Origin of the sequence: Mesorhizobium sp. M1328, from assembly GCF_040318075.1 — a bacterium.
GTDB lineage: Bacteria > Pseudomonadota > Alphaproteobacteria > Rhizobiales > Rhizobiaceae > Mesorhizobium.
This window is the reverse complement of record NZ_JAMYLO010000010.1, coordinates 92,831-118,930: the sequence shown is the minus strand read 5'-3', so window position 1 is coordinate 118,930 and position 26,100 is coordinate 92,831. Positions and strand designations below refer to the sequence as shown.

Below are 26,100 nucleotides of genomic sequence, written 5' to 3'. Positions count from 1 at the left end.
ATCTCTGCTTGCGAAATGTCTAGGGCAGTTGTATACGTCTTATCAAGCAGGCGTCGACCTCGAAGAAGGCCGCGCCCTGGGAACCATCCATCAGTTGTCCAATGGGAGAAAAGCATGTTCAATTCATCGGTATCGCGCCGTATGGTCGTGAAAGCGGCTGCCTGCATCGCGCTCGCCGCGACGTCATTGACGTCGCTGTCCGCTCACGCGGAAACCACCCTCGAACGGGCCAAGAAGGACGGCTACATCCGCGTCGGTTTCGCCAACGAGGCGCCGTTCGGTTACGCCACGCCAGACGGCAAGCTGACCGGCGAGGCCCCTGAAGTCGCCAAGGCGGTGCTCGCCAAGCTGGGCATCTCGCAGGTCGACGGCGTGCTGACCGAATTCGGCTCGCTCATTCCGGGTCTCAAGGCCGGCCGCTTCGACATCATCGCCGCCGGCATGTTCATCACTCCGAAGCGCTGCGCCGAGATCAACTACTCCGAGCCTTCCTACGGCATCGGCGAGGCTTTGTTGGTGGCAAAAGGCAACCCGAAGGGCTTGAAGGACTTTTCCAGCATCAAGGACAACCCGGATCTCAAGCTTGCCGTGATGGCCGGCGCCGTCGAAGGCGGCTTCGCCAAGGACGCGGGCGTTGCCGATGGGCAGATCGTCTCCTTGCCTGACCAGTCCAGCCTGGTCGCCGCCGTTCAGTCGGGCCGCGCCGATGCTGCCGCGCTGACCGCTCTTTCGATCGCCGACATGGCCAAGAAGGCCGACGGCGTCGAATCGACAAAGCCGTTCGGCGAGGTTGCCGGCAAGTCGGTAAAAGGCCATGGCGGCTTCGGCTTCCGCAAGGAAGATACCGATCTGCTGGAGGCGTTCAACGCCGAGCTGAAGAAGTTCCTCGGTTCGCCGGAGCACATCGCGCTGGTCGAGCCGCTCGGCTTCGGCAAGGATTATCTCCCCAACAAGACCACCGCAGAGCTCTGCGCAGGCAAATAGGTTCCCAACTGCTGGCGGCGCGAAAGCGCCGCCCTTTTTTCCCCGGGGGAATCGCATGGGAATCCGTACGCTCGTTGCCATGCTGGTCATCGCGCTTGTCGTGATCGGCGCCTTGGCAACACAGGAAAGCTATAGAGTGTTCATGCCGGGGCTGCTGCAAGGCGCGGTCCTGACAATCGAGATCGCCGTCCTCGGCAGCCTGCTTGCAATAGTCATGGGCGTGCTTGCAGCACTTGCAAGGATGTACGGCCCGACGCCGCTCAGATGGCTGGCCACGGTTTATGTCGAGATCTTCCGCGGAACGTCGGCGCTGGTGCAATTGTTCTGGCTGTTTTTCGTGCTGCCGCAATTCGGCGTCACGATCAACGCTTTCGTGGTGGCAGTGCTGGCGCTCGGCCTGAATGTCGGCGCCTACGGGTCGGAGGTCGTGCGCGGTGCGATCCTGTCGGTAGCTCGCGGCCAGTGGGAGGCGTGTACGGCATTGAACATGAGCCGCCCACAGATGTTGCGCCGGATCATCCTGCCGCAGGCCTTTGTCGCCATGATCCCACCCTGGGGCAATCTGTTCATCGAGCTTCTGAAATCGACAGCGCTTGTTTCGCTAATCACGCTCTCGGACCTCGCCTTCAAGGCGCAACAAATGAACCAGAACACGTTCAAGACCATTCCGATCTTTACGCTCGTCCTCTTGATGTACCTGGCAATGTCGCTGGTTCTCACCATCGGCATGCGGCTTCTCGAAAGGCGGGCGTCGCTCGGACTGGCGCGGGGGAAGGCAGCATGATCTGGGACTGGGCATTTGCTTTTGAAATCCTGCCGGTGCTCGCCCGCGCTGCCATCGTCTCCATCGAGGCGACGCTGATCGGCTTTGCACTTGCCGCCTCGCTTGGCTTGGTTCTGGCCGTCGTCCGCATCGCCGTGCCATGGACCGGCTGGACAATTTCGGTGTTGGTCGAACTGATCCGTTCGACCCCGCTGCTGATCCAGATATTCTTTCTCTATTTCGTCTTTCCGAAATTCGGTGTCGTGCTCGACGCCTTCACCGCCGGGGTGCTTGCCATCGGCATCCACTACGCTGCCTATTGCTCCGAGGTCTATCGCGCCGGTTTCGACAACATCCATCGCGGCCAGTGGGAAGCCTCGGTCGCACTCAATCTGTCGGCCTGGACGACGTTCCGCGACATCATCATTCCGCAGGCGATCCCGCCGATCGTTCCGGCGCTCGGCAACTATCTGGTTGCCTTGTTCAAGGAGACGCCGTTGCTTTCCGCAATCGCCGTGCTGGAGCTGATGCAGACGGCCAAGATCATCGGCTCCGAAACCTTCCGCTACACCGAGCCGATGACGCTGGTCGGCCTCTTCTTCCTTGCCATGAGCCTGGTTTCTGCCGCGCTCATTCGCTCCCTCGAAGGCCTGCTCAACCGGAGGACCATGCGATGACGGAACAACCGATGGTCCGCTTCGACAATGTATCGAAACGCTACGGCACGTTAACCGTTCTCGACGGGCTTAATCTGGAAATAGCACGCGGCGAAAAGGTCTCCATCATCGGCCCGTCCGGTTCCGGCAAAACGACGGTGCTGCGCATGCTGATGACGCTGGAGACGATCAATGACGGCGTCATCTGGGTCGAAGGCGAGCCGCTCACCCATATGGAGAGGAACGGCAAGCTTGTTCCCGCCGATCTCGCACATATCCGCAAGATCCGCGCCAAGATCGGCATGGTGTTCCAGTCGTTCAACCTGTTTCCGCACATGACGGCGATGCAGAACTGCATAGAGGCACCGATAACCGTGCTCGGCATGAAGCGGGCCGATGCGGAGGCGCGTGCCGCCGAGCTGCTCGACATGGTCGGCTTGTCGGAGAAGAAGGACCACTATCCCTCGCAGCTCTCCGGCGGTCAGCAGCAGCGTGTCGCCATCGCACGCGCTTGCGCCATGCGGCCCAAGATCATGCTGTTCGACGAGGTGACCTCGGCCCTCGACCCCGAACTTGTCGGCGAAGTGCTTGAAGTCATCCGAAAACTTGGTAGGGAGCATGACCTCACCATGCTGATGGTCACCCACCAGATGGGATTTGCCAAGGAATTCTCCGATCGCGTCTGCTTTTTCCACGCGGGCAAGATTTGCGAGCAGGGACCGCCAAGCGAGTTGTTCGGCGCCCCCAAGAACGAGCGGACACGGCAGTTCCTGCACGCTGTCCTGGAGGCTGGGTGACGCTTGAGAAAGATGCCACCCCCATGGCCGTGACCGCCGCGCCGCCGCGCCCGCTCTCGGCGCGGGAACGGTTCGAGCGCATTTACCGGATACTGCGCGACCGCATCTGCCTGCTCGACTATGCACCGGGAAGCCATCTCTCCGAGGAAGAACTTGCCCAGGAGTTCCAGATCAGTCGCACGCCGGTACGACGCGTCCTGGCACGCCTTGAATCCGAAGGTCTGGTTCAGTCCGTCCATGGCGTCGGCACGATCGTCACCGATGTCGATATCGAGGAATTGCAACAGGTCTATCACCTGCGCCTGGAGCTGGCGCTGCTCGTCGGCAAGCTCTCGCCGATCCCGCGCACGGCGGACGATCTCGACCGGATAAGGGCGCTCATCGCGCGCTGCGATTCCGATATACTCAATCCCGACCAGCGCGCTTTCCTGCGCCTCAATATGGATTTTTTCTACGAGCTCACCGCGATGACCGGCAACCAGCCGCTACGCGAGATCAGCGAGCGCCTGTATTTTCAAGTCGCGCGCGTCGTCCTGAAGATGATGCCGCAATTGGGCCTTGTCGAGGAGTTCACCGCGTTCCGCCGCGAAATGGAAGAGGTCCTTGCCGCCGCCGAGATCGGCGACTGGGAGTCCATTGGGCACATAAGGCGGGCGCATATCTCAATGAGCTTTCGCCGCATGATGCGTCATGCAGGCGAGGCGAATCTGGATAGAGCAACATAGTCAGCCCTTAAGATTGTGCTGGTGGCCTGCCGTCACACTGTCCTCGTTGCTTGGGAAAGCATGGCCGCTCGCCGCCCGATGCCGACAGAATTTGCCAGCGCCGGGGATGACTAACGCGGTTCGAGACTGCAGGCCCGCGCCGCCCTTAAAGAGGATCCTCACTCGGTATGTTGGCGGGGTTCCAGACGACCTCCCACAGATGTCCGTTCGGGTCGCGGAAGTATCCGGCATATCCGCCAAAGAACGTGTCCCGGGCAGGCTTGATGATCTCGGCTCCGGCGCGGGCGGCCTCATCCATCACTTGATCGACTTCCTCGCGGCGCACAACGTTGTGGCCGATTGTGAACCAGGTCGAGGTAATCGGCGCCTTGGGCAGGCCGGTGTCGTAGGCGAGGTCGTCCTGAGCCCAGATCGCGAGCTTCAACCCGCCGGACAGCGTGAAGAACGCGACGGCGCCGTGCTCGAACTCGCGGCCGATGATCCCTTCCGTCGGCAAGCCGAGACCGTCGCGGTAGAACGCGAGAGAACTCTCGAGGTCGGCGACAGCGATAGTCAAAACCGAAATGCGCGGTTTCATGGCAGTCTCCTCTGGTTATCGGAGACACCATGAATAAAGTCGGGCGACAGTGAAGACTTGAACAAAACGGCCAACAGCGTGCCGCCAAGTCGAAGGACGCGCCGAGGTTTCACTCGTTGTGCAGCAGGTGATGAATCTGTCGCGGGGTGCTTCCCGTCAGGCGGCGGCTCTCGCGGACAAGATGCGCCTGATCGGAATAGCCCGCCTCGGCTGCCAGCATGGCGGTGGAGCTGCTGGAGTAGCTCGAAAGCCGCAGAAAGCGCTGGTAGCGGAGGATACGGTCAAGCGTCTTGGGACCATAGCCGAAGCTCTCGTCGAAGCGCCGGCGCAACGTCCTTTCGCTCATCTCGAGCGCGCGCATCAACCAAGGGACGAGCGGCGCGTCGGTTGGCGGCCCGCGCTCGATCAAGCGATATGCCGCCTGCATGGGAACGTCTGGCGCGCGGGAAGCCACCTCCTCGGCGACGACCTGTTGAAGCGAGCAGGCCAGATCCTCGAGATTGTCGCTGGCGCGCACGCGGCTGGCGAGGCGGCGAGCGCGCGCCCCCCACAAATCGTCGAGCGACAGCCTCTTGCCGACCAGCTCGACTTGCGGCACGCCCAGCCATGCCGCCGCCGCGGCAGGATGGAAGCGCAAGCCGATCACGACCTCGTCCGCTGCCAGAACCTCGGTCTGCGGCTCCTTGTCGGGGCCAGCAATTCGCAAGCTGCCTCCGATCCATTGCAGATCGATCGTTGCGTCGGGCATGACGACGATTGGCGGTGAGCCCGCCGGGTCCATTCGATGCACCCACACCGAGGCGAAGCTCCCGCGAAGCCGCGCCGACGCTGGACGTTGCTGAAATGAACCCGTTGCCTGCGCTGGGACGGGATCGCTCATCTCGCTCCCCTTCGGATTAGCGGCGGTGAACCTACGGCGCAGCGGCTGCGCCCGGCCGTCGCTCGAGACAACGTCTTCCAATCGAGAACGGTTGCAAGAATCGGTCGTTTTCTTCCGGCCGGAACGAAGAGGGTAGGCGAGGGGTGATGCCACGTGCATCGCCATCGGCAGCGCCGTGTGCGGCTCATACGTCGATGGCCGTTTTGTTCAATCCGGCAAGCGAGATGCGTGCTTATCTTTCGGCGTCGTACATCACATGAGAGGTATGCGTCATGAGCAACAACAACGACCAACGGATCGACTACGTCGAATTCAACGTGAAAGACATTCCGCGGTCACGCGACTTCTACGGAAAGGCGTTCGGCTGGACCTTCACTGACTACGGCCCGCAATATTGCGAGTTCAACGACGGGCGCTTGTCAGGTGGCTTTGCCGCTGGTCCAGCGAGGTCGGGAGGAGGCCCGCTCGTCATTCTCTATGCCGATGATTTGCCGGGAACGGTCAAGCGTGTCGAGCAAGCGGGAGGCAAGATCGTCAGGCCGATCTATGGCTTCCCCGGCGGCCGGCGCTTCCATTTCGCTGACCCGGATGGTTACGAGCTTGCGGTTTACACCCAGGACGGCAGCAAGGAATGATCGCGTTCTTCCACCACCTCGGATTGGTTTTGCTCGGCGGCGTCTTTATCTGGGCGGGCGCCGAGCATTTCCTCAGGTTCCGGGCGATCGCAGCGTCCCTGGCCGAGCGGGGCTTTCCTGCTCCCGGGCCTCTTCTCGCGGCCGGATCGGTGCTGGAGATTGCAGGCGGCTTTTGCCTGGCAACGGGCCTTGGTGGACCCTTTCCCGCCGCGGCCTTGGCCGTATTCACCATTGCGGCGTCTTTCATGGCGCTCAACTTCTGGCGCTACAGCGGCGATGAACGCGAAGCGCTTCGTACCGGCTTCACCATCAATGTTGCCGTCTTGGGCGGGTTGATTGTCGCTGCGACCACTAGCCTGTGATCATCGCTTCGGAGCCATTCCACGACGCTGCGCTGCTTGAGCAGTTCATTGACGGCTTCCGCAAGGCCGATCTTCCGGACTGACGCGCCGGCGCACCGTTCGTGCGACCTTATTCTTCAAAGCGATCCGTGGCGTCACGATCGCGCTCGTATCGTCTGGTGAGCGGAAACGGCGGCAACCAGGACTCGCGACGGATGATCCAGCTTTCGTAGGTTGGCATCAGTTGGTCAGGCGCATCCAGGGACCCCAGGTTTACTTCGATTTCGTCTGCGGTGCGTCCGAAAATGGAGGAGCCGCAGCGGGGACAGAAAAACCTCCCGGCGTAGTCGCGTGTTTCGCCATCGATCGTCACCGCATCCTCAGGAAAAATCGCGGAAGCGTGAAAAAGGGCGCCATGATGCTTGCGGCAGTCGAGACAGTGACAAAGGCCGACCCGGTATGGGCGCCCCGACGCGACAATTCGGACGTTGCCGCACAGGCAACCGCCGGTGAATCGGTCCATGCTGCGTCTCCTCCAAAATCAAGCGGCCGGAATGGTTACAACGACCGGCATTGTTGTTGCAATCGCCGCGCCGCGGGCGGGGACACGTCGTTCTTCCGTGGCTGGCGATAGTGATCATCGCTTCGCGGCGAACGGAGCCTATCAATATCAAACTCCTGCAACATCGGAGCGCCAGCGGCGTACCCCAGCGCAATTATCCTGGTGACCGCTCGGGCCTGCCTCACTTACATGAGGACCACGCAAAAACGGACCATTGCTAGCATGTCAGTAACAAGAGAACCAAACGGCGCCGCGGAACCGGCTAACGCGGAAATGCGCACGACGACGCGCGACCGCCCCTTCGAACCGGTCGACTACGGGCTTTACGCGCTGACGGTCATTGCCTGGAGCGCATCGTGGTTCGCGATCGAACTTCAGGTCGGCAGCGGCGTATCGAACGAGGTCAATCTGGTCTGGCGCTTCGCCATCGCCACGCTGCTGATGTTTTCCTGGGCGGGCTTTTCCGGCCGGCGGCTCCGCTTTCCGATCACCGATCATTTCCGCTTTGCTGTGCTCGGCATCCTCATCTTCTCATCGAACTTCCTGTTTTTCTATTACGGCGCCGGCTATCTCGTCAGCGGCTTGCTCTCGGTCGTCTTCTCACTCGCCTCGGTCATCAACATGGTGCTCGGTGCCTTGGTCATCGGCGAGCGCCCGGCGCCGCGCATTCTCGCCGGCGGCATCATTGGCTTCGCCGGAATAGCGCTGATGTTCTTTCCCGAAATCGCCGCGAACGGGCTTTCCGGCGGCACGTTGGTGGGCCTTCTGCTGTGCCTCTGCGGCACGCTGAGCTTCTGCGCCGGTAATCTCGTCTCCGTCGCAAACCAGCGCCGCGGCCTGCCGCTCGTTTCAACGAGCGCCTGGGGCATGCTTTATGGCACTCTGTGGTCGGCGTTCCTGGCCTTCCTACTCGGTGAGCCGTTCGTGTTCGCGACGACCGCCTCTTATATCGGCTCGCTGGTTTTCCTCGCCGTCATATCGACGGTCATGGCTTTCGCCGCCTACCTGACGCTGCTCGGACGCATTGGCGGCGCCCGCGCCGGCTATGCGACCGTCATATTTCCCGTCTTTGCGCTTTTGATCTCCACAGCGCTGGAAGGCTACGCCTGGACCGCTTACGCGATCATCGGGCTCGTCCTCGTCGCCGCCGGGAACGTCCTGGTCATTCGCGGACGGCGCTGACGCATGGAATGCTTGCGCAATGCCGCCGCGTTCCGGTTGCGCAGGCCGCGGTTCTATCGAGCTTGACTCTCTGCATCCTCTGTCTAAGCTGTGGTCAATGGGTCAGACCAATGTACCAGGGATGGCCCGGGAGGGAACTAAACGCGCATGCCGATCCAGGCAGTTGAACCACGCCGGCTTTACCGACAGGTCGCCGATCAGCTCAGGCAGCTGATCGATGCCGGCGAGTTTTCCGTCGGCGACCGTCTGCCGACCGAGCGGGATCTGGCCGACCAGCTCGGAATTTCACGCCCGACGGTCCGTGAAGCGCTGATAGCGTTGGAGGTCGAAGGCCGCATACGCATCCGCGTCGGCTCGGGTATCTACGTCACCGATCCGCCGAGCGCCGCCGCCTCCGAACCCGAAATGGAGGAAGGTCCGTTCGAGCTGTTGCGCGCGCGCGAATTCGTCGAAGGTGCGATCGCCGCCGAAGCGGCTCTACACGTCCGGCCTGCAGATATCGAACGGCTCGACGACGTGCTGCGCCGGATGGAGGCCATGCGTCACCCCAACAAGATGACCATTGCGCTCGACCGGGAATTCCATACTGCAGTCGCCGGCATTCTCGAGAACGCGGTGCTGGTACGCTTCATCGGCGAGCTTTTCGACCAGCGCATGAACCCGTACTTCGAACGCCTGTCGATCTATTTCGAGACCAGCGATTCCTGGCAGATCGCGGCAAAGGAGCATGGTGCCGTGCGCGATGCGATTGCCGCGCGCGACCCCGAGCGGGCCAAGGCCGCCATGCAGCAGCATCTGCGCCAGTCGCAAATCAGATTCTCACGCAATTTCGATGAGAGAGCCGCAGCCAAGGAGGTTGCGGAATAGCAGTTGGCCGGGGGGAGATCTGGCCGTCAAATTCAACCAGGGAGGAATTAGATGCTGAGAAAATACGCAGTTCTGCTCGGTGCGATCGCCGCAATTGCCATACCCATGGCGTCGGCCTCGGCGGAAACGGTCCTGAAATGGGCACATGTCTACGAGACGACGGAGCCCTTCCATACCGAATCCGTGTGGGCGGCCGACGAGATCAAGAAGCGCACCCAGGGCCGCTACGCCATCGACGTCTATCCGGCCTCGCAGCTTGGCAAGGAAGCAGACATCAACCAGGGCCTGATGCTCGGCACCGTCGACATCATCATTTCCGGATCGAGCTTCGCGGCGCGCGAATATCCACCGATCGGCGTCACCTATTTCCCGTATACTTTCCGCGATGCCGACCATCTGCTGAAATACACCAAGAGCGACGTCTACAAGGCCCTGACCAAGGGTTATGAGGACAAAACCGGCAACCACATCGCCGCCACGACCTATTACGGGACGCGGCAGACCACCTCGAATCGGCCGATCGCCAAGTGCTCCGACATGCAGGGCTTGAAGATGCGCGTTCCCGACGTGCCGGCCTATCTGGCCATGCCGCGCGCCTGCGGCGCCAACACCGCGCCGATTGCCTTCGCCGAGGTCTACCTGGCCCTGCAGAACGGCACGGTGGAGGCCCAGGAGAACCCGCTGACCACCATCGAGGCGAAGAAATTCTACGAGGTGCAGAAGAACATCGTGATGACTGGCCATATCGTCGATCATCTCAACACCATCATATCGGCGTCGCGCTGGGCCTCGCTGTCCGACGAGGACAAGAAGATCTTTACCGAGGTGATGCAGGAGGCTGCCGCCCGCGCCACGGCAAAGATCGTCGCCCGCGAAAAGGAACTGGTGCAGGTATTCAAGGACCGCGGCATCAGCGTAACCGATGTCGACCGTGCCGACTTCGAGAAGAATGTGCTTGAGAAGGTCACCTTCGAGGAGTTCGGCTACAACAAGGCCGATTGGGAAGCGATCCGCGCCATCAAGTAGAGCATCGGCAAATCGGATGCTCAATCAAGAGGATAGGGCGGCAATCGGATTCGCCGCTTTAACCTGCCCATCCGTCCGGCTTCAAAGTGTGCCGGACGGCCTTTCCAATCCTTGACGATCCACCAGCTTCGGGAGCCCGCGCCAATGGCCGAGGAACACCACACCGAGATCACCGTCGAAGAGATCGCCCACGCCTTCGAGGAGGTGCCGGTACACGTCGACCTGTCGGACCACGGCATCGAGGATTGGATCACGCTTGCCGTATTCTGGGGCATGGTCGTCTGTGTCTTCCTGCAGTTCTTCACCCGCTATGCGCTGAACAACAGCCTTGCCTGGACCGAGGAGATCGCCATCAACGCGCTCGTGGTCGTTGTCTTTCTCGGCGCCGCGATGTGCGTGCGCCTGTCGCGCCATATCCATGTCGACGTGCTTTACCACTATCTGCCGGAGCGCGTCGGTCGCTGGCTGGCGCTCGCCGTCGATATTATCCGCGTCGCATTTTTCGCCTACGGAACATGGCTGATGTGGCGCTACGTCACGATCGTGGCGCATGAGCGCATGGTCACCGTGAACCTGCCGCGGCGCTGGTTCTTCTACGCCGTACTGGCCGGCTTCGTGCTGATGCTTCTGCGCTCGATCCAGGTCTTCATCGGCAATTACAGACGCGGCTATTCGGTGCTCGAGCGTCCCGGTGCGTTCGAGACGGCGGGGGTCTGAGCGATGCTGCTTCTGGTCGGGGGCTTTCTTGTCCTGATGCTCATCGGCGTGCCGGTCGCTGTTTCGATGGCGGCCGCCTCGATCCTTTACCTCGTCATCTACGGCGTCGCGCCCGATATCATCGCGGCCCAGCGCATGATCGCCGGGGTGGAGAGCTTTCCGCTGCTCGCCGTTCCCTTCTTCATCCTGGCCGGCAACCTCATGAACATCGCCGGCGTCACCGGGCGAATCTATTCCTTCGCCCTTGCCCTGGTCGGCTGGATGAAGGGCGGCCTGGCGCAGGTCAACATCATCGGATCGGTGATCTTTTCCGGCATGTCGGGCACTGCACTCGCCGACGCCGCCGGTATCGGCACCATCGAAATCAAGGCGATGAAGGACCACGGCTATCCTATCGACGCCGCGGTCGGCGTCACCGCCGCTTCCGCCACGCTCGGGCCGATCTTTCCGCCCTCGCTGCCCTTCGTCATCTACGGCATGATGGCCAATGTCTCGATCGGCGCGCTGTTCATGGCCGGCATCCTGCCAGGCGTGGTCATGACCGTGCTGATGATGATTACGGTCGCCATCTTTGCCTACAGTCGCGGCTGGGGTTCCGACACACCTTTCGAGCTTCGGCGGCTGGCCGAAGCGGCGGGCGAGGTGCTGGTGGTGGCTGCCTTTCCGATTGGCTGTTACGTGCTTGTGCAGCTTGGCCTGTCGATCAACATCGCGGTCGGCATCGCGCTGCTGGTGCTGATCGCGGCGGACTGGTATTTCAATTTCTCCGCGGTCATGGCGCTGATGACGCCGGTCATCCTGATCGGCGGCATGACGATGGGCTGGTTCACGCCGACCGAGGCGGCGATGGCGGCCGTGATCTGGTCGCTTTTCCTCGGGCTGGTGCGCTACCGCACGATGACGCTGCGTTTGCTTGCCAAGGCCAGCTTCGACACGATCGAAACGACCGCGTCGGTGCTGTTCATCGTCACCGCCGCATCGATCTTCGCCTGGCTGCTCACCGTCAGCCAGGCAGCACAGCTGTTCTCGACCTTCATCTTCGCGCTGACCGAAAACAAGTGGGTCTTCCTGATCCTGGTCAACATCCTGATGCTGGTGGTCGGCTGCTTCCTCGATACCATCGCCGCGATCACGATTTTGGTGCCCATCCTGCTGCCGGTCGCCGCCGTCTACGGCATCAACCCGGTGCATTTCGGGCTGATCATGACGCTCAACCTGATGATCGGGCTTTTGCACCCGCCGCTCGGCATGGTGCTGTTCGTGTTGTCACGTGTCGCCAAGCTTTCGGTCGAGCGCACCACCATGGCGATACTGCCGTGGCTGGTGCCGCTTATCGTGGCGCTGCTTCTGATCACCTTCATACCCGCCATCACGCTCTGGCTGCCCACCGAGATGGGCCTGATCCGGTGAGTGGCCAGGTGATTGCGGCGACGCTGTTCGGCCCGCAGGACCTGCGCGTCGTGGAGCATCCGCTGGAACCGCTGGCACCAGGTATGGTGCGGGTGCGCTTCGGGGCAGGGGGCATCTGCGGCTCCGACCTGCATTATTTCCGCCATGCCCGCACCGGCGACTTCGTCGTCACCTCGCCGCTTGTCCTCGGCCATGAAATCGCCGGCGAAATCGTCGAGATCAACGGCGCCGCGCCCGGACTCGGCGTCGGCGACCACGTCGCGGTCAATCCGTCGCGCTGGTGCGGGCATTGCGCGCGATGCCTGGAGGGGCGCGCCAATCTCTGCGAAAACATCTATTTCATGGGCTCGGCATCGAAGACACCGCATATGCCGGGCGGCTTCGCCAGTCTGTTCGACGCCACGCCCGCGCAATGCTTCAAGGTTCCATCTGATGTGGCCTACCAGGCGGCGGCACTTGCCGAACCCCTGGCGGTCAGCCTGCACGCCGTCGCGCGGGCCGGCGACATCAGGGGCCGCAACGTCGTCCTGTTTGGTGCCGGCCCCATCGGTCTCTTGACCATGCTTGCGGCCAGGCTTGCCGGCTGCGCTGAACTGACCGTCGTCGATATCGTCGCCGCGCCGCTCGCCTTCGCCCGCAGGTTGGGCGCTGACAGGACGGTCGACATTTCCAGCGGCGACGCCGAACTCCAGGCGCTCTCGGCCGGCGGTTCGCTTGATGTGGCGTTCGAGATTTCGGGCAGCGCGGCCGGCCTTGCCGCTGCGATCGCCAGCGTCCGGCGTGGCGGCACGGTGGTCCAGGTCGGCAACCTTCCCGGTGGCCAGATCCCACTGCCGGCCAATGCGGTGATGGCCAAGGAGATCGACCTCAAAGGCACCTTCCGCTTCGGCACGGAGTTCGGCCGGGCGGTCGATCTCATCGTGTCGGGTGAGGTGGACGTCCTGAAGCTGGTGACAGCGGAGCGCACGCTTTCTTCCGCCCCCGATGCCTTCCGTCTTGCCGCCGACCGTTCACAGAGTGTCAAGGTCGTGCTGACAGCGGACTGATTGAAGATTTTGCGAGCTTCGTTTTGAAAGAGGCCATGGCGCTCGGGGGGGAAGGTACAGACAGAACGCACGGTGCTGGCTTCCTGTCGCTAGCATCAGATAGAATCTGTGCCTGTACGTTTCACAACCCGATGCCGCGCTTCTTTCCCAAGCTCCAATCCATGCTCCCTGTATCCAGACACGCGACTCCGGAAACCTGATTGCCAAAGCGCTTATCGAGCGAAGGCGACCAGGGCACGAGGCTGAAATCTAGTCCATTGTCGATCATCGCGAACCGGCCGGAAGCCAGCGAGAAACGCCGCCGGTAAATCCCAGCCACATGATCGCCGTTGGCAGTGTTTCTGAATGACAGGCCGGTCTCGATGGCGAGGCGGGCACCGAGCGATTCCACCTCATGATCGTGTAGCGTATCGATCAGATTTCGCACTAGAATAACGCGCTGTCCCTCGCGCCTGGCCAGATCGCGCCTGACAAGCTCGTCGACCCGATCTTCCAGTGCCTGTCTTACGTCCCTGCCAAAGCCGCCGTCGCGGAGTTCGGCCGGCTCGCGCGCAACAAGTTGCCGATCGAGCCAAGTCGCGCCGGAAGCATGCACCTGGTGTTCGATCGAAAGGTCAGAGCGGACGGCGAGACTGACCCTGCCAGAGCCATTTGCACCCGCATCGCGGCACAACTCCACGACCGAGCCTGGGGCAGAGTCCCCGGCCGCATCAGGGTCATAGAAACGAATGTGGTGCGGGCGACCATCGATGCCGTCGACGATGGCGTAGGCCGTGCCGCGCAGTTCGTCGAGGCCGCGTTCGAGCAGTCGTCCGATCACGGGCGCATCAATCTTTTCGGCCGCGAGCACATAGTCGGTTGTCCCCCTTTCTAGCCCCTGCGCGGTGAGGCTGCGGTGCATGCGCTTGATGATGTCGCCGCGTTCGCCGAGGGCGCGCAAAGTCGCCTCAGCTTCTTCGGCCACCATCCATTGGCCCCGATGGATCTCATAAGCGAGGCCTAGGCGTTCCAGTTGCCGGAGCCGGCCGACCTTAGGCCCTAGGAACTCGTCGGGCTGGCCATCAGGATGTGGTGCCACTTCAATGACGCCATGACGGTTGATGTCGCGAGCAAGCTGGCGATCGAGCTGCGTCCAGCGTTCAGTGTCGACCTGCCGCTCGATGGCCTGGCGGATGTCGAGGTCGGTGCGGAGCCCCAGCGTCTGGGTCAGAATGTCGCTCGCCCGATCGCGCATGCCCTGGCGGATGTAGTCGCGAGAGATGACAAGATTCTCGCCATTGTCGGCAACGCCGCGAACGAGGATGTGAACGTGCGGATGTTCGGTGTTCCAGTGATCGACGGCAATCCAGTCGAGCCTCGTGCCGAGGTCGCGCTCCATGTCGACCATCAGTTCACGAGCGAAGTTCTTGAGGTCACCGAGCTCCGTTGCATCGTCCGGCGAGACGATGACACGGAAGTGATGCCGATCGTCCTTGCAGCGGTCGGAGAAGGCGTCATCATCTGCCTCTTCGGTGCCGGGACCGAACATCCTCGCCTTCTCGCCATCACGTGTAACACCTTCGCGGCGAAGGTACTTGAGATAGGTGGCGAGTGGTGGAGACCCCCTGAACTGCCGCACCACACGGGTCTTGACGACGGCGCCTCGTGAGCGCTCAGAGATGAGGTGACTGGTGCGGATGGCCGCCGACCTGCCGCGGCCAAACGTTGAAGCTCGTGGCGAGGTGATCCGGCCTTTGCTTGTAAGGTGACCGCCAGCGCGCTGTGTGGCCGCAAGCGCCTGGAAGATGAAGGGTCGCGCGCGCTGGCCGGCGCGGGAGCGGATGCGACCAGGGCGGACGCGAAAGTTATCGTCACGTTTCATGCTAGGCGGCCAAGAGGTGCGGTTTCCGTTGGAAAAACCGAAAAATAGGAATAGCGCACATCGCCGTTTGTGCCAGCACATCGCGAATTGAGTTGAAACTCACAAGGAAAACAATCGGCCGACCGAGCCGCACCTCGCGGCCCTTTATCCTGCCAATCTCTCCGCCCTCATCTGCGGCCAACCCTTCCGCCGCAATTTCGGCGACGGAGCAGGCCGGAATGCAATCGAGGAGGAATGTGCCGATCATCGCAATGCGGGTGAAGCGCGCTGAGCGAATAGCCCAGGAACAGCGTGGTTCGACCAGAAACGGGTCTCACCTGGCCACGGCTCGATCGCGGTCAGGTCAGCAACAGAATTGCCCATTAGCGACCGCATTGTGGACGAATGAATCGCCGTAAAGGTCGTGTCTGCATAACCATTGCCATTCAATGCAGCGGCGTTCCGAATGTCATTGGTATGCGCAAAAAGCGCGGTTCTGCGTGAGCTGGCTCTGTCTCTTCCTTGCCGTGCACACGTCGGACTGGGAATTGCGCCATTGATCAGCGGCGCGAGTTTCCTGACGTAGTCGACCGTCTCGCGTGGCAGCGGACGGCCGGTTGACAGATGTTCCTTGTACCGTCCAGGGCCGGCATTGTAAGCGGCAAGAAAGCCGCTGCGCCCGAAGCTGTCGAGCATTTCGCGAAGATACGCAGCGCCTGCAAGAATGTTGTCACGAGGCTGATAGGGATCGTCGCCGAGTCGATGCTTAACGCGCAGTTCTTCCCACGTCGCCGGCATTATCTGCATCAGCCCTATTGCGCCCTTTCTTGAACGCGCTCGAACATCGCCGACGCTCTCGACATGCATGACGCCGCTAAGCAAACGCTCCGGAATGGCGAACCGTTTAGCCGCTTCCCGGATATGCCGCGACCACTGGCCAGCCGACAAGATCGTGCTCTCGGAGTGAGCCGGCCGTTCACCATGAGAGCATGCGTCTGCAACAGCTTCCGGAGTCGCGAAGGCGAGCACGACGCATGTGGCAATCCTTGTCACACCTCTGTGGACGGCATCCCGCCGACCCCGGAACCGATGAGCTGCCAGCCCGCTTCGGTGTTCACTTCCGCTAAGCGCGACGCCTCGCTGGCCGGACCAGCTTTGCCAAAACGCTGATGAAATCGGCCTCTGGAGTGAAAAGCAAGTGTCCGGCCGCCTCTGATGTTCGTCGCGTGCTGCTGCCGGACTGGCGATCCTCTCCAAGGGTTTGACCGGCGTCCGCTCGGTCAAAGACGTTGACGAGAGAGATTCATCGAAGGGCTCAAACAACATCTGTTCAGCCTCGCCCCTCGCGCTTCGATGACCGGTTCCAGTGCAGGCTCCAGACGCGGTTCTCGGCGTCGGACCGGAACAGCTTCGCGCGGATCGGCTGCGTAAAGGACGGGTCGTCAATTGAGACGGAGATATAGTCCCCAGCCTTGTCTCCGGTGCGGTCCCACGCCGCGCCGACCGCCATTCCCTCGCAATAGACGAGGTGGTCGGGCGCGTTTTCGGTTTTGGATTTCTCAGCAGGCAGGATGGCAATCTTCGCCTCGATTGTCAGCGTTGAGAGATTGCCGAAGAAGCCGTCATCATTGCGCGTGAAGGTGCCGATCTGGGGCATTGCAGTGCTCCTTTCATGAGTGTTTAGTGGGCGTTGAGGCCGAGACGTGACGGTTCGCCGGGAAACATTGTTGGTGACATCCAGCGCCGGAGCGGCGCGCTCGGTGGTCCAGACGGGAACGGCGCGACCAACAATCAATGAGAGCGGGAGCGGGCCGAAATAGCGGCTGTCAAAACTTTCGGGAGCGTCCGGGTTCATGAGGAAGGCGTCGTCGTCGGCGATCTCGCGGCAGCCCCGCCAGCTGGGCAGGGGGCGACCGCGGCTGTCACGCTCGCGTGCATGTCCATAGGTCCTGCCGTTGACGATGATCGCTGTACCTTTGCGGCAGACGGTCGCGCCCCCGAGTGCCAAAACCTGCTTCAGGAGCGGCACGTTTTTCGGCAGATATCCGCGTCTTGCCATGAAGGCCGCCAATGGCTCGGGCGGCACGATGACGGCGATGCTGGCAGCACGGATTTTGTCGGCCGGCAGAATGCGATAGAGCCCGATGGGGACGCTCGCGGACGCGTTCCAGATGGCCAGCGGCGGATGGCTAATCAGTGCCGGCGCCGCGGCGAGCACTGAGCCGCCAACCATCGCGGCGATGATCTTCATGTGCTTGCTCATGACTCGATCCTGGGGCGCAGCAGGCAAACGTTACGACGCTTGCGCCTGTAGGAACTCGGCTGCTCGCATGCTGCCGTCTGGCTGTGGACGCGTTGACCAGGCCACATGAAGGTCGGCGTTTGGTGCTGTTTCGTCGCGAGCAGGCGCTGTCGCAATTTCCTGGCATTGGCGTGGATGATTTGCGGCGCGGCCCAGACCGATGTCAGCGTTCCAAATCGTTGCCATGCCAGGCATATTCGCCGCCTCAACGCAGGGCGATTCCTTGTCCGCATGAGAGTGGATCGGTGTTAGGCGGCGGGATTTCACCAACGGGGCGAGCAGCCACGCCATAAGATCCCGCGTACCGCGTAGAGCGAAGCCAGATGAGTAGGCATGAGGCAGCGCAAGCTGCTGCTGAATGGTCTCGGGATACTGCATTTTCATTGTGCCACAGATCAGGAGCTGCAGTCGCGCCTGCCGACATAAGCCGGCGCGCGGGCTGCATGTGGTTTTGCCGGCGGAACATTGGTCGCGTTCGCATCGCTGGTGGAGGTGCGTGCGCCGAGCTCTATCCAGGCATGCAAGTCGTCGATGTCGTAGAGGACGCGTCCGCCGATCTTTCGGTATTTTGGCCCGGTGCCATAGGTCCGGTGCTTTTCGAGAGTACGGGCGCAGAGCCCCACGATGGGTGCTGCCTCCTTCGTGCGCAGGTATTTTCGGGGCGCGTCCGCGGGACCCTTCGACATTGCTCGATCTCCATTCGGTTGTGCTGTCATCCTGGCCTGCCGGGACGCGCAAAGCGGACCATGCTCGAAATGGGGAAAAGGGAGGGAGGGCAAAGATCGGGGGGCGTGTTGTTGCTACCCCGAAGAAAGTCTTCGGCGGCCGGACTTCGCGCTGCGACTGTGGGGGTAGAAGAGAAGATCGCGATAGCCGCCAGCGACTAAAAAAGCTGCACGGCGCAAGATGGCCCGGACCTTGTGCCGGAGATGATGATCACGCCAGTCCCGCGGTACAATCGGCTCTCGCGACAACAGCACCTCCGCGATCTGACGATAGGTTGCACCCATGTGGCGACCATCATGCGCGCGCAAATTGAGGATGTGCCTGATCTTGGTCTGTTGCGGTAGCGAGCCGTAGGATGGACTGACAGCTCGGCCATTCAGCGCCCGCCAGAGCCGGCGCGCCGCATCGAGTCGCGTCTCAAATGCAGCGTCGAGCGGCAATAAGATAGCATCGAATTCGCCGGAGCGGTCTTCGCAGACCAGATGGCTCTTCCCGGTTGAAGCAGACCAAAGAATGTGAAGTCCTTCCTTCTGCTGCCAAATGCTGGCTCCGATAAGTCTGGAAGGCCGAATTCTCTGATGAGAGGGGCTGATGGAAGCGGACATCCGCGTGGCCCGCAGCACGCGCGGCGAGGCCTGTTCTGTCCAGACGATATTCTCAGCCTGCGGAAATCCGGCACCGGCAGTTTTGAAATCGCGCACCCCAACGGGCAGCGAAGTCGCGCTGATCGACAGGATCTCCGGAACCTGAGAGCCGCGAGGCGATCTGGCGGCATTCGGCAATGAATTTATTGTTCCGGATCAGATATTCGGCGGCGAACTCCTCAGCTTGGTAGCTGCACATGTGCACGTAGGCCGCCGGTTCGGTCCAATCGCCCTGCACGGTTCCTGTCCTCTCCGCATAACCGCATCTAAGGCCCCGGCACCAACATTCAGAGTGATGAGAGATTTGAATAGTTGGAGAGTCGGCAAATCGTTGCGCGGATTCAGCAAAGCATGACAAGGCGCTCAGTGCGGAGCGCCGCCCGCGAGAAGGTACCGGTAGCCGCTGGTCGTCATCCATCGCGCGCGTGCAAGATGGGTTTCCCAAGACCGGAACGCCCGCTCCGGCTCCTGTTCTGGGTCAATGTGCAGGACGATCCTGGCCACCTCTCGCCAGTCGGCATCTTCCGCCGCCGCGTCGAGCAGGCGAATGTAGGTAAGTAGCCGCTCCTCATCATAGCCGGTCAGGATCGGGGCATCCGGTGCAATGTCGGCGACATCAGGATCGAGCAGTGGCTTGAGCAAGCGATTTCCAATCGTCGAAGTCAATTTGTCGAGAATACTCCGTGGCTGAATACTCGACAAGCATTGCACTCGCGGACATGGAAATACGCGAGGTATTTGCGCACAATCTGAGGCAGCACCGAAAGGCGGCGGCGCTTTCGCAAGAAGAACTTGCCCACCGTGCGGACGTTGATCGCACCTATATCAGTGCATTGGAACGCAGCGTCTACGGCGCGACGATAGACGTTGTCGACAAGTTGGCAAACGTTCTCGGCATCGAGGCCGCAGATCTGCTCAGACGTCCTGCACCGAATATTCAAAGATGATACGGACGATTCTCGGATTGCGATTTTGATGGCCGCTGTGAACTGCAACGGCACTCCACTGCAGCGTCCACAAGCAACGACAGCTCCCGCTCGGTTCGCGGGCGGGAGCTCGCGGCTTTCTCAATCGCCGTTGCGGCGGCCGTTGGGCCGGGACCAGATGAGGCTGTGGCCTTCTCCGTCCTCATCGTCGAAGAGGTTGGCGTAGATCGGAGCGGTGAAGCTTGGATCGTCCAACTTCAGGCCGAGATAGTCGCGGCCCTCACTGGAGCGCTTGGCCCAGGCGGCGCCGATCTCGACCTGCGCTACGAAGACGCGATGGCTGGGGGCGCTGTCGCCGGTGTGGTTTGCCTCGGGCACGATGCGGACGTTTTTGGCCTGAAGCGAGAGGGTGACGATTTCGCCGGTGAACTCGTTGTTGCCGGTCTTTTTGAAGGTTCCGATGGTCGCCATGAACTTTCTCCTTGAACTCTGTTTCGAGCCCGCACCATTGCGGCCTCGATGGCGATCTGCGGGCCGGAGGCGATCGACGCCGCATCGCTTGGGACCGCAGCGTCAGCGGAGGATGGCAGCCAAGCGACTTTGTTGTTTCGCGAGGAATGACGGCGAAGCCGGCAGGGGAAGAAAGTCGATCGGCGCCATTGCGGCTTAGGCGATTGAGGCGAAGCCGACCTTCGGCCAGATCAGCCCGTTGAAGAGGCCGTCTGGAGCGGCAGACCAGATAGAGACATCAACGGAGGATTTCCGGCGAACCATCGCACTGGCGAAATCCTGGTTACCGCGATCACCGCTGTCGATGCCTCCCCCTGAGGAGACTTCCGGAAACCGTAAGCTGGTGCTAGCACCGCGCTTAAGACACGCACGCCATGGCTCAGTTCAAGGCTGCTGACGTGCATCGCCGGATATTCGCCATCTTTGGAACGGGACGGCAGTCGTGGCGAATCCGAAGCGTGCGTCGCGCCATGTCGCGTCAGCGACAACGGAAGCGATGCACAGCCTGGTCAGAAACAGCATCCGATCCCCTCGGTCCTTCGGTGAGTTCGCCCCGATCCACGCCCCGTCCGGTTGAACGGACGTCACTATCTAGCCGATAGTGCCGGCGGCGAAGCAGCTGAAACGTGAAGGTAAGCGTGATAGTGTCGCGCCACCTGCGCATGGACGTGGATTTGACTATCGCAACCGAGGGGCGTCGGCGGGAGCGGAAATCCGGCATCCCGGACCCATCCAATCCAACGAACGGGAGAAAGCCTCCGGCCCGACCGCGGCTGTATCGTGCAACGGACAAAAGGTAAGAGAGCGGCGCTATGCGCCGCCTCCCTTGGGGCGGAAGTCGAGGACTGGGATGCCGAGCTTCTTTGCCTTGTCGGCAAGATTGTCCTGAATTCCAGTCCCGGGAAAGACGATGACGCCGATCGGCAGCACGTCCAGCATAGCGTCATTGCGCTTGAACGGGGCGGCTTTCGCATGCTTTGTCCAATCGGGGGCAAAGCCGATTTGCGGTACCTTACGATGGTCGGCTCAGCAGGAGGCTGCCTTTTCGCCACCTTTCGGCGATTTCCCGTGCATTAAGACCATATCAGGATGCTTGGCGTGGACCTGGTCGAGCTTGGCCCAGATCAACTGGTGATCATTGAAGTCGAGACCGGCGGTGAAGGCGATTTTCGGACCTGGTGGCAAAAGGACTTCCTGCGAGGCGCGTTTCTTGGCGCTGAGAAAATCGCGGCTGTCGATCACCGCAGAGGTCAGGTTGCGGTGGTTGACCATTGATCCGCTGCGCGGTCGCCAGTTCGATCCGGTGTGGCGCTCATAGTACTCGGCGGCCTGATCGCGCATCAGTTCGAAGGCGTTCTGGCGTTCGATGAGAGTCTGTCCTTCGGCCGTCAGGCGTTCCAGCTCGACCGATTTCACTTCGCTGCCGTCCTGCTCACGCTGGCTGCGGCGCTGCGCCTGCTCATTATGGTCAAGTTCACGCTCGATCCGATCTGCGGCGCGGTGAAAGACGTTGACGGTCGACCAAAGGAGATCGTCGAGGTCGGGCTCGAGGCGGGTATCTTGCAGGGTGGCGACGAACGCGTCGAAGATGTCTGCAATCGCGCCGGCGACGCGGTGGCCCTCCGGAAGCGGTCGGGGATCCGGCTCATCCGCGAAGGGCCGGTAGCCATAGAGCTGGAGTTCGGTGAGGGCGTGGTCGATCGGTGAAGACGAATGCTGTGGTTCGTAGTCGTCATGCTCGCTCATTTGGATGCTCCGTCGGTTGGACCGCGACCCTCGCGGCCTTCATGGCAGAAAGCCGGCGGGCGGGACGGTCCTGCACCCGCAGCGAAGCGGAGGGCCGGAGCGTCAGCGGAGGAGGGCGCAGGCCGGCTATTTTGCTTCGCGATGGAAAGCGCTCCCTTGGGAGCGCGCCGGAAAATAGTCGGCCGAAGACATTGCGAGGCCGGGTCGTTTGCTGGCCGATCGCCCTCTTGAAGGCCGGAGGCACGGTTTCTCTCCGATCTCAGGAGCACCCGAGCAATGCCACTACGCGGGGAGCGGCCGGTTCCGAGCTATGCCGCCACTGGCATAAATCGGGCGATGTCCTGCGGGGCGAGTTGGACCCGGGCGCGCGCTCGAAGATCAGCGATGCCGAGCCTACAGAGATCTTCGTTGAAATCGCCAAATGCCGGCGAGAGCACGATCGCTTCGATCCCGGCAGCATTTGCTCTTTCGATCAAGACATCGCGCGCGCCGTCACCGGCTGGATCGGGGTCACGGACAATGTAGAGCCGTCTGAGGGTGACGGGGAACAGGATGGCAGCAAGATGCGCGGCCGAGAGCCCTGCGGCCATGGCCATGTCGGGCAAGATACACCGAAGCGACAGGACCGTCTCGATGCCCTCGCCGGCCGCCATGACTTCGCTGGGCGGACCAAAGCGAACCGCATGCCCGAGAAGGTCGCCCATAGCGCGCCTCGGGGTATCTACCGGTGCCTTGCCCCTGCCGGAAGGGTCAATCCAGGTGCGATGTGCGCCGGTCAAATGACCGCAGACATCGGTGACGGACGCGATCATCGCCGGCCAGGTCTCAGTCGGCGAGTGTTGGTCGGGCCGATAATAGCAGTGGGGGTGAAAACGCAGGCTTTCGGTCCCGTGCAAAGCAGTAATACTGCGGTTGCGCAGATACGTCTCTACGACCGTGCCTGCAATCGGCCGCGACACCGCAAACAGCCGACGCGCTTTCTCCGACGTTTCCGACGGCGCGGCCACCAACTTCAACCGGGTTGATGCCTGCTCTGGTTCGGGATGCGGTAAGCCGAGAAACGCTATTGCCTCATGGGCAACGTCCCTGAAGTCGCTCAAGCCGCGGCTTTCGCGGATGATATCGAGAAGATCGCCGTGCTCCCCGGTCGCCGCGTCAGTCCACTTGCCGGCTGCGCCCTTTCCGCTCTGCGAGCCGACGAGCCGCACGAACATCGAGCGGCCCGGCGTGTTTCGGACATCGCCGACAAACCAGTAGCGGCCCTCGCGATGTCCGTTCGATAGATAGTGGCGACAAACCGCCTCGGCCTGCCGGCCCAAGCGTTGCGCCAGGTTGGACGCGTCGTGCCGGGGCATCATGCATCCTCCCGCGTCTCGATGCGCCGCACGGGATAGCGCTCCAGCAGCTTGCCCAGAATTGCGGGGCCAGATGCGTCGGTGGGTGCGAACATGCGCAGTTTCCAGGAGATGATCTCGCCGAAGAGGCCGTAGGTCGAAAGGCGCTCTCGCATGGTGTCGTTGAAGTCCGCCAGTTCGATTCGGTTGACGCCCATGATGCGGCTGCGCCGAAGCTGGATAGATGCGGCTGGTTCGGCCGCCGGGGATGAGACAAGCGGAAGCGGCTCCGCCGAAGCGGCAGTCTTGGAAGCGGAAACGTCAAGCATGGAGAAAACCTCGAGGAGAGCGGAACGGGATGAATCGGGGGGCCCTCTCTCTCGACCAACCCGGCTCAAATCCGTCCTGGCCGGCCTCTCTCCTCTGGACTGCGGTCTGTCCGATAGCGGGCCTTCTTCGATCCGGCTCTACGCCGCTGCACGCCGTCAGCCCAATGGTGGCGGCGGCAACGCGGTCGATAGGCGGGCGAAATCTTGGCGCGCAGTGGGAATGGCGGGTTAGCAGCAGCGGCCGAGCGAGGAGGGACGCGGCAGAACTGGCCAATTGGCTTTGCCCCTCCGGTTGGCCAGGGGAAGCGAGCATCCGGTAGGTGGTAGGAAAGAGCGCGGAGCGGCCGAAGCCACCCCGCGCGAGGCGATCTATTCGGTGGCCATATGCGGTCCGCTATCTTCAATCTGCGCACTATCGTCTGAGAGGAATTCGGGAAGCTCTTCCCCATAGCCCTCGGCTCCGGTGCCACTATCAGCGCCGGCACTACCGTCAAGGTCGACCAGGCGCAGCGGCTCGGGCAGCCAGCTACTGTCAGCCAGCAGGCGCTCGGCTTCTTTCGCCATATCTCCCTTCTTCAGATGGTCGATAAGCTGCGCGGCCTGTTCACCCTTCGCCTCTCGCACCGCCTCGAGAATGCGAGACTTGGTGATGCGGCCGAGATAGTTTTCGACAGTCGGCATCCAACCCGCCTCGATCATATCGAGACCGACGGCCCGGGCCAGTCGATCAGCTTGCGCGATCCGCTGCTGAACACCACGCGCCGAGATAGCGCCGCCGTAACGGTCGCCCTTCTCGTGGAGCGCGTTCACGCCGTAGCTGATACAATGGCCGAGCAATGCCGCACGACTGGTCTCATCGAGTGCGGCAATCCAGTCCCAAAGTGCATCGTCGTCAGTCGGCAGGTCCGATTTCCAGGCCTCATGGCGTTCGGCCACCGATTTCGCCGAGGGGCTGTCCTTCAGTTCATCTGCCTGCAGAGGGAAGAAGACGTGACGGATCGAGGCCTCCAGGCACCCGGTTCTGGTGCGGTGCTGGAACGTGTCGGTGACCAGCTTGTGCAACAACGCTGTCATGGCGACGTGGGGATTGCTGGCAACCGCATCGCGCAACGTCAGCGTCCGGTGCGCGGTCAATTCTGTCACCAGTCGGTCCGGCAGGGGCCTGACCGCATCGTCCTCGTCTTCCTCGCGCTCGACTGCCTGGCCGCCCATGGTGACAACGGCACGGTGCACCGACGGGTCGCCGGGAGCCCCGGACCCGCCGTCATTTTTCGATTCATTCGAGCCATCGAGTGAAACTGGCGGCACGTCCTCAGGACGGAAAAACCCACGTTCTACCGCGAGCGAGCCGTCGGCGTCGATGCTGACGAACGCGCCGGCGATGGCGATGTCGCTCGGATCGAACTGCCTTGGGCGCTTGTCGAAAGTGGCGAGCGCGGCCTCGATTTCCCCGAGCCGCTGATCGACCTCTTCGGGCAGCTCGTCAGCACCCTCATATTCGGTTGCAAGTTTGGCGTGCTCGGCACTGAGGGCGTCAATGGCAGCTTGCTCCTCGGCAGAGAGGTCGAGAGGATCACCCTGCAGCTGGTACAGCCCACGTGTTGCGCCGTATGGGAGACTGACAGCGACCTCGACCCACTTCCAACCTTCGGCTGCAACTTCCTGCGCAACCTCTTTGATTTTTTCCGCAACCAGGCGGTCCAGCAGCGCTGCATCCTGCAACCAGCCGCCATTGTCCGACTGGAACAGGTCGTGCATGACGATGCCACCGGCAGCCTCATAGGCATCAATGCCCACGAAGACCGCGCGCTTGTCTGATGTTCGTACCGTCGTCTCGGTCAGCATGCGCCGGATTTGATAGGGCTCTTTCGACCAGCTATTTCTGATCGCTTCCCAGACCTGCTCCTGGCGGGCACGGTCTTCGGAGACCGTGAAAGCCATGAGTTGCTCCAGCGCTATGCCGTCATCGGCATACACTTCGAGCAGCACTGGCGAGACAGAAGCCAACCTAAGCCGTTGCTTAACGACGTTGACCGACACGAAGAAGGCTGCAGCAATCTCCTCCTCGCTCATGCCTTTTTGTTGCATATCCTGAAAGGCGCGAAACTGATCGAGCGGGTGCAGCGGCGCACGTTCGATGTTTTCGGTGAGCGACACCTCCTCAGCAATGATCGTGCTGTGACGGTCGCGCACCACACAGGGCACCGGCGCGGTCTTGGCGAGGCGCTTTTGCTTCACCAGCAGCTCAAGGGCGCGAAAGCGTCTGCCTCCGGCAGGCACCTCAAACATGCCAGTCTCGTTGCCGTCGCTATCGACGACGGGCAAGACACTGAGGCTCTGGATCAAGCCGCGGCGGGCGATCGAGCCAGCGAGATCCTCGATCGAGACGCCGACTTTGACGCGCCGGACGTTGGACTGGGAGAGCACCAGCTTGTTGAAGGGGATGTCGCGCGAGGACGACAGGGTGATCTTCTGAACGGCAGTAGCCATTGGGATTTACTCCGCGACGGGCAGCCGAGAGCCTCTCTTTCGACCTCCAAACCCGTCATGAGAATTCCGACACGCCTCTCCCTCC

29 protein-coding genes and 1 pseudogene are annotated in these 26,100 nt (G+C 61.9%); 14 read left to right on the top strand and 16 right to left on the bottom strand.

The window, feature by feature from the left end; genetic code table 11:
* Positions 1-114: 114 nt before the first annotated feature.
* The 5 genes from ehuB to NKH23_RS18960 are packed head-to-tail and all read left to right on the top strand — an operon-like array spanning position 115 to position 3,925.
* On the top strand, positions 115-984 hold the full coding sequence (gene ehuB / locus NKH23_RS18980) for an ectoine/hydroxyectoine ABC transporter substrate-binding protein EhuB (protein ID WP_352912408.1): 870 nt from the start codon (positions 115-117) through the stop codon (positions 982-984).
* Between the two features lie 55 nt (positions 985-1,039).
* Positions 1,040-1,768 (top strand): ectoine/hydroxyectoine ABC transporter permease subunit EhuC, encoded by a 729-nt coding sequence (gene ehuC / locus NKH23_RS18975; protein ID WP_352716598.1) that lies wholly within the window; start codon positions 1,040-1,042, stop codon positions 1,766-1,768.
* A complete protein-coding gene (gene ehuD, locus NKH23_RS18970) occupies positions 1,765-2,424 on the top strand; it encodes an ectoine/hydroxyectoine ABC transporter permease subunit EhuD (RefSeq protein ID WP_095495147.1) in 660 nt (219 codons plus the stop codon). Before ehuC ends, ehuD begins: the two co-directional genes overlap by 4 nt.
* Positions 2,421-3,200: an ectoine/hydroxyectoine ABC transporter ATP-binding protein EhuA gene (gene ehuA / locus NKH23_RS18965; RefSeq protein ID WP_352716599.1), complete on the top strand. Its 780-nt coding sequence runs from the start codon at positions 2,421-2,423 to the stop codon at positions 3,198-3,200. The genes ehuD and ehuA overlap by 4 nt, the downstream gene beginning before the upstream one ends.
* A complete protein-coding gene (locus NKH23_RS18960) occupies positions 3,197-3,925 on the top strand; it encodes a GntR family transcriptional regulator (protein ID WP_352716600.1) in 729 nt (242 codons plus the stop codon). The genes ehuA and NKH23_RS18960 overlap by 4 nt, the downstream gene beginning before the upstream one ends.
* Before the next feature lie 145 nt (positions 3,926-4,070).
* On the opposite strand, the gene NKH23_RS18955 is transcribed toward NKH23_RS18960, so the two are convergent.
* Together NKH23_RS18955 and NKH23_RS18950 are read right to left on the bottom strand one after the other, a co-directional pair.
* Positions 4,071-4,502 (bottom strand): VOC family protein, encoded by a 432-nt coding sequence (locus NKH23_RS18955; RefSeq protein ID WP_352716601.1) that lies wholly within the window; start codon positions 4,500-4,502, stop codon positions 4,071-4,073.
* A gap of 109 nt (positions 4,503-4,611) precedes the next feature.
* Positions 4,612-5,382, bottom strand: coding sequence for a helix-turn-helix domain-containing protein (locus NKH23_RS18950; protein ID WP_352977252.1), 771 nt, complete (start codon positions 5,380-5,382; stop codon positions 4,612-4,614).
* Positions 5,383-5,654: 272 nt separating this feature from the next.
* Here NKH23_RS18950 and NKH23_RS18945 point away from each other — a divergent pair, with 272 nt between their 5' ends.
* Positions 5,655-6,017: a VOC family protein gene (locus NKH23_RS18945; protein ID WP_352716605.1), complete on the top strand. Its 363-nt coding sequence runs from the start codon at positions 5,655-5,657 to the stop codon at positions 6,015-6,017.
* Positions 6,014-6,379, top strand: a complete 366-nt coding sequence (locus NKH23_RS18940) for a DoxX family protein (RefSeq protein WP_352912404.1) — start codon at positions 6,014-6,016, stop codon at positions 6,377-6,379. The genes NKH23_RS18945 and NKH23_RS18940 overlap by 4 nt, the downstream gene beginning before the upstream one ends.
* A 109-nt stretch (positions 6,380-6,488) precedes the next feature.
* On the opposite strand, the gene NKH23_RS18935 is transcribed toward NKH23_RS18940, so the two are convergent.
* Positions 6,489-6,881, bottom strand: a complete 393-nt coding sequence (locus NKH23_RS18935) for a GFA family protein (protein WP_352716608.1) — start codon at positions 6,879-6,881, stop codon at positions 6,489-6,491.
* Between the two features lie 312 nt (positions 6,882-7,193).
* On the opposite strand from NKH23_RS18935, the gene NKH23_RS18930 reads away from it, so the two are divergent.
* The 6 genes from NKH23_RS18930 (at position 7,194) to NKH23_RS18905 (ending at position 13,168) form a co-directional block, all read left to right on the top strand.
* On the top strand, positions 7,194-8,102 hold the full coding sequence (locus NKH23_RS18930) for a DMT family transporter (RefSeq protein ID WP_352716609.1): 909 nt from the start codon (positions 7,194-7,196) through the stop codon (positions 8,100-8,102).
* A gap of 147 nt (positions 8,103-8,249) precedes the next feature.
* Entirely contained in the window at positions 8,250-8,969 is a 720-nt protein-coding gene (locus NKH23_RS18925) for a FadR/GntR family transcriptional regulator (protein WP_352716610.1), read from the top strand.
* 51 nt (positions 8,970-9,020) lie between these two features.
* Positions 9,021-9,995 (top strand): sialic acid TRAP transporter substrate-binding protein SiaP, encoded by a 975-nt coding sequence (locus tag NKH23_RS18920; RefSeq protein WP_502908384.1) that lies wholly within the window; start codon positions 9,021-9,023, stop codon positions 9,993-9,995.
* Between the two features lie 144 nt (positions 9,996-10,139).
* Complete coding sequence (locus NKH23_RS18915) at positions 10,140-10,712, top strand: TRAP transporter small permease (protein ID WP_352716611.1); 573 nt, start codon at positions 10,140-10,142, stop codon at positions 10,710-10,712.
* A gap of 3 nt (positions 10,713-10,715) precedes the next feature.
* A complete protein-coding gene (locus tag NKH23_RS18910) occupies positions 10,716-12,122 on the top strand; it encodes a TRAP transporter large permease (protein WP_352716612.1) in 1,407 nt (468 codons plus the stop codon).
* Positions 12,119-13,168, top strand: a complete 1,050-nt coding sequence (locus tag NKH23_RS18905; protein WP_352716613.1) for an L-idonate 5-dehydrogenase — start codon at positions 12,119-12,121, stop codon at positions 13,166-13,168. Before NKH23_RS18910 ends, NKH23_RS18905 begins: the two co-directional genes overlap by 4 nt.
* Before the next feature lie 121 nt (positions 13,169-13,289).
* Here NKH23_RS18905 and NKH23_RS18900 read toward each other — a convergent pair whose 3' ends face one another.
* From NKH23_RS18900 to NKH23_RS18865, 8 genes are all read right to left on the bottom strand, one after another.
* Positions 13,290-15,029: a relaxase/mobilization nuclease domain-containing protein gene (locus NKH23_RS18900; RefSeq protein ID WP_352716614.1), complete on the bottom strand. Its 1,740-nt coding sequence runs from the start codon at positions 15,027-15,029 to the stop codon at positions 13,290-13,292.
* Between the two features lies 1 nt (position 15,030).
* The gene (locus NKH23_RS18895) at positions 15,031-15,276 is read right to left on the bottom strand and encodes a hypothetical protein (protein WP_352716616.1); all 246 of its coding nucleotides are present in this window, start codon (positions 15,274-15,276) and stop codon (positions 15,031-15,033) included.
* Positions 15,273-15,956 carry a lytic transglycosylase domain-containing protein gene (locus NKH23_RS18890; RefSeq protein ID WP_352716618.1) on the bottom strand — a complete coding sequence of 228 codons (684 nt, stop codon included), beginning with the start codon at positions 15,954-15,956 and terminating at the stop codon, positions 15,273-15,275. The genes NKH23_RS18895 and NKH23_RS18890 overlap by 4 nt, the downstream gene beginning before the upstream one ends.
* A 382-nt stretch (positions 15,957-16,338) precedes the next feature.
* Positions 16,339-17,259, bottom strand: a complete 921-nt coding sequence (locus NKH23_RS18885; RefSeq protein WP_352716619.1) for a DUF736 family protein — start codon at positions 17,257-17,259, stop codon at positions 16,339-16,341.
* 446 nt (positions 17,260-17,705) lie between these two features.
* Positions 17,706-17,996, bottom strand: coding sequence for a helix-turn-helix transcriptional regulator (locus NKH23_RS18880; protein WP_352716621.1), 291 nt, complete (start codon positions 17,994-17,996; stop codon positions 17,706-17,708).
* 114 nt (positions 17,997-18,110) lie between these two features.
* On the bottom strand, positions 18,111-18,641 hold the full coding sequence (locus tag NKH23_RS18875; RefSeq protein ID WP_352716622.1) for a DUF2285 domain-containing protein: 531 nt from the start codon (positions 18,639-18,641) through the stop codon (positions 18,111-18,113).
* Between the two features lie 52 nt (positions 18,642-18,693).
* On the bottom strand, positions 18,694-18,879 hold the full coding sequence (locus tag NKH23_RS18870) for a transcriptional regulator domain-containing protein (protein ID WP_352489765.1): 186 nt from the start codon (positions 18,877-18,879) through the stop codon (positions 18,694-18,696).
* Positions 18,880-19,043: 164 nt separating this feature from the next.
* Complete coding sequence (locus NKH23_RS18865) at positions 19,044-19,322, bottom strand: DNA -binding domain-containing protein (RefSeq protein ID WP_352716625.1); 279 nt, start codon at positions 19,320-19,322, stop codon at positions 19,044-19,046.
* A 77-nt stretch (positions 19,323-19,399) separates the two neighbouring features.
* Between NKH23_RS18865 and NKH23_RS18860 the strand changes: the two genes are divergently transcribed.
* Complete coding sequence (locus NKH23_RS18860) at positions 19,400-19,627, top strand: helix-turn-helix domain-containing protein (protein ID WP_352716766.1); 228 nt, start codon at positions 19,400-19,402, stop codon at positions 19,625-19,627.
* 120 nt (positions 19,628-19,747) lie between these two features.
* Here NKH23_RS18860 and NKH23_RS18855 read toward each other — a convergent pair whose 3' ends face one another.
* The 5 genes and pseudogenes from NKH23_RS18855 to NKH23_RS18835 all read right to left on the bottom strand — a co-directional run bounded on the left by NKH23_RS18855 (position 19,748) and on the right by NKH23_RS18835 (position 26,015).
* Positions 19,748-20,077, bottom strand: coding sequence for a DUF736 domain-containing protein (locus NKH23_RS18855; RefSeq protein ID WP_352716627.1), 330 nt, complete (start codon positions 20,075-20,077; stop codon positions 19,748-19,750).
* An 849-nt stretch (positions 20,078-20,926) separates the two neighbouring features.
* Positions 20,927-21,862, bottom strand: a pseudogene (locus NKH23_RS18850) (DUF2493 domain-containing protein).
* A 308-nt stretch (positions 21,863-22,170) separates the two neighbouring features.
* Entirely contained in the window at positions 22,171-23,217 is a 1,047-nt protein-coding gene (locus tag NKH23_RS18845; RefSeq protein ID WP_352716768.1) for a DUF7146 domain-containing protein, read from the bottom strand.
* Entirely contained in the window at positions 23,217-23,414 is a 198-nt protein-coding gene (locus tag NKH23_RS18840; RefSeq protein WP_502908385.1) for a hypothetical protein, read from the bottom strand. The genes NKH23_RS18845 and NKH23_RS18840 overlap by 1 nt, the downstream gene beginning before the upstream one ends.
* Before the next feature lie 480 nt (positions 23,415-23,894).
* The gene (locus NKH23_RS18835; protein WP_352912396.1) at positions 23,895-26,015 is read right to left on the bottom strand and encodes a ParB/RepB/Spo0J family partition protein; all 2,121 of its coding nucleotides are present in this window, start codon (positions 26,013-26,015) and stop codon (positions 23,895-23,897) included.
* Between the last annotated feature and the right edge of the window lie 85 nt (positions 26,016-26,100).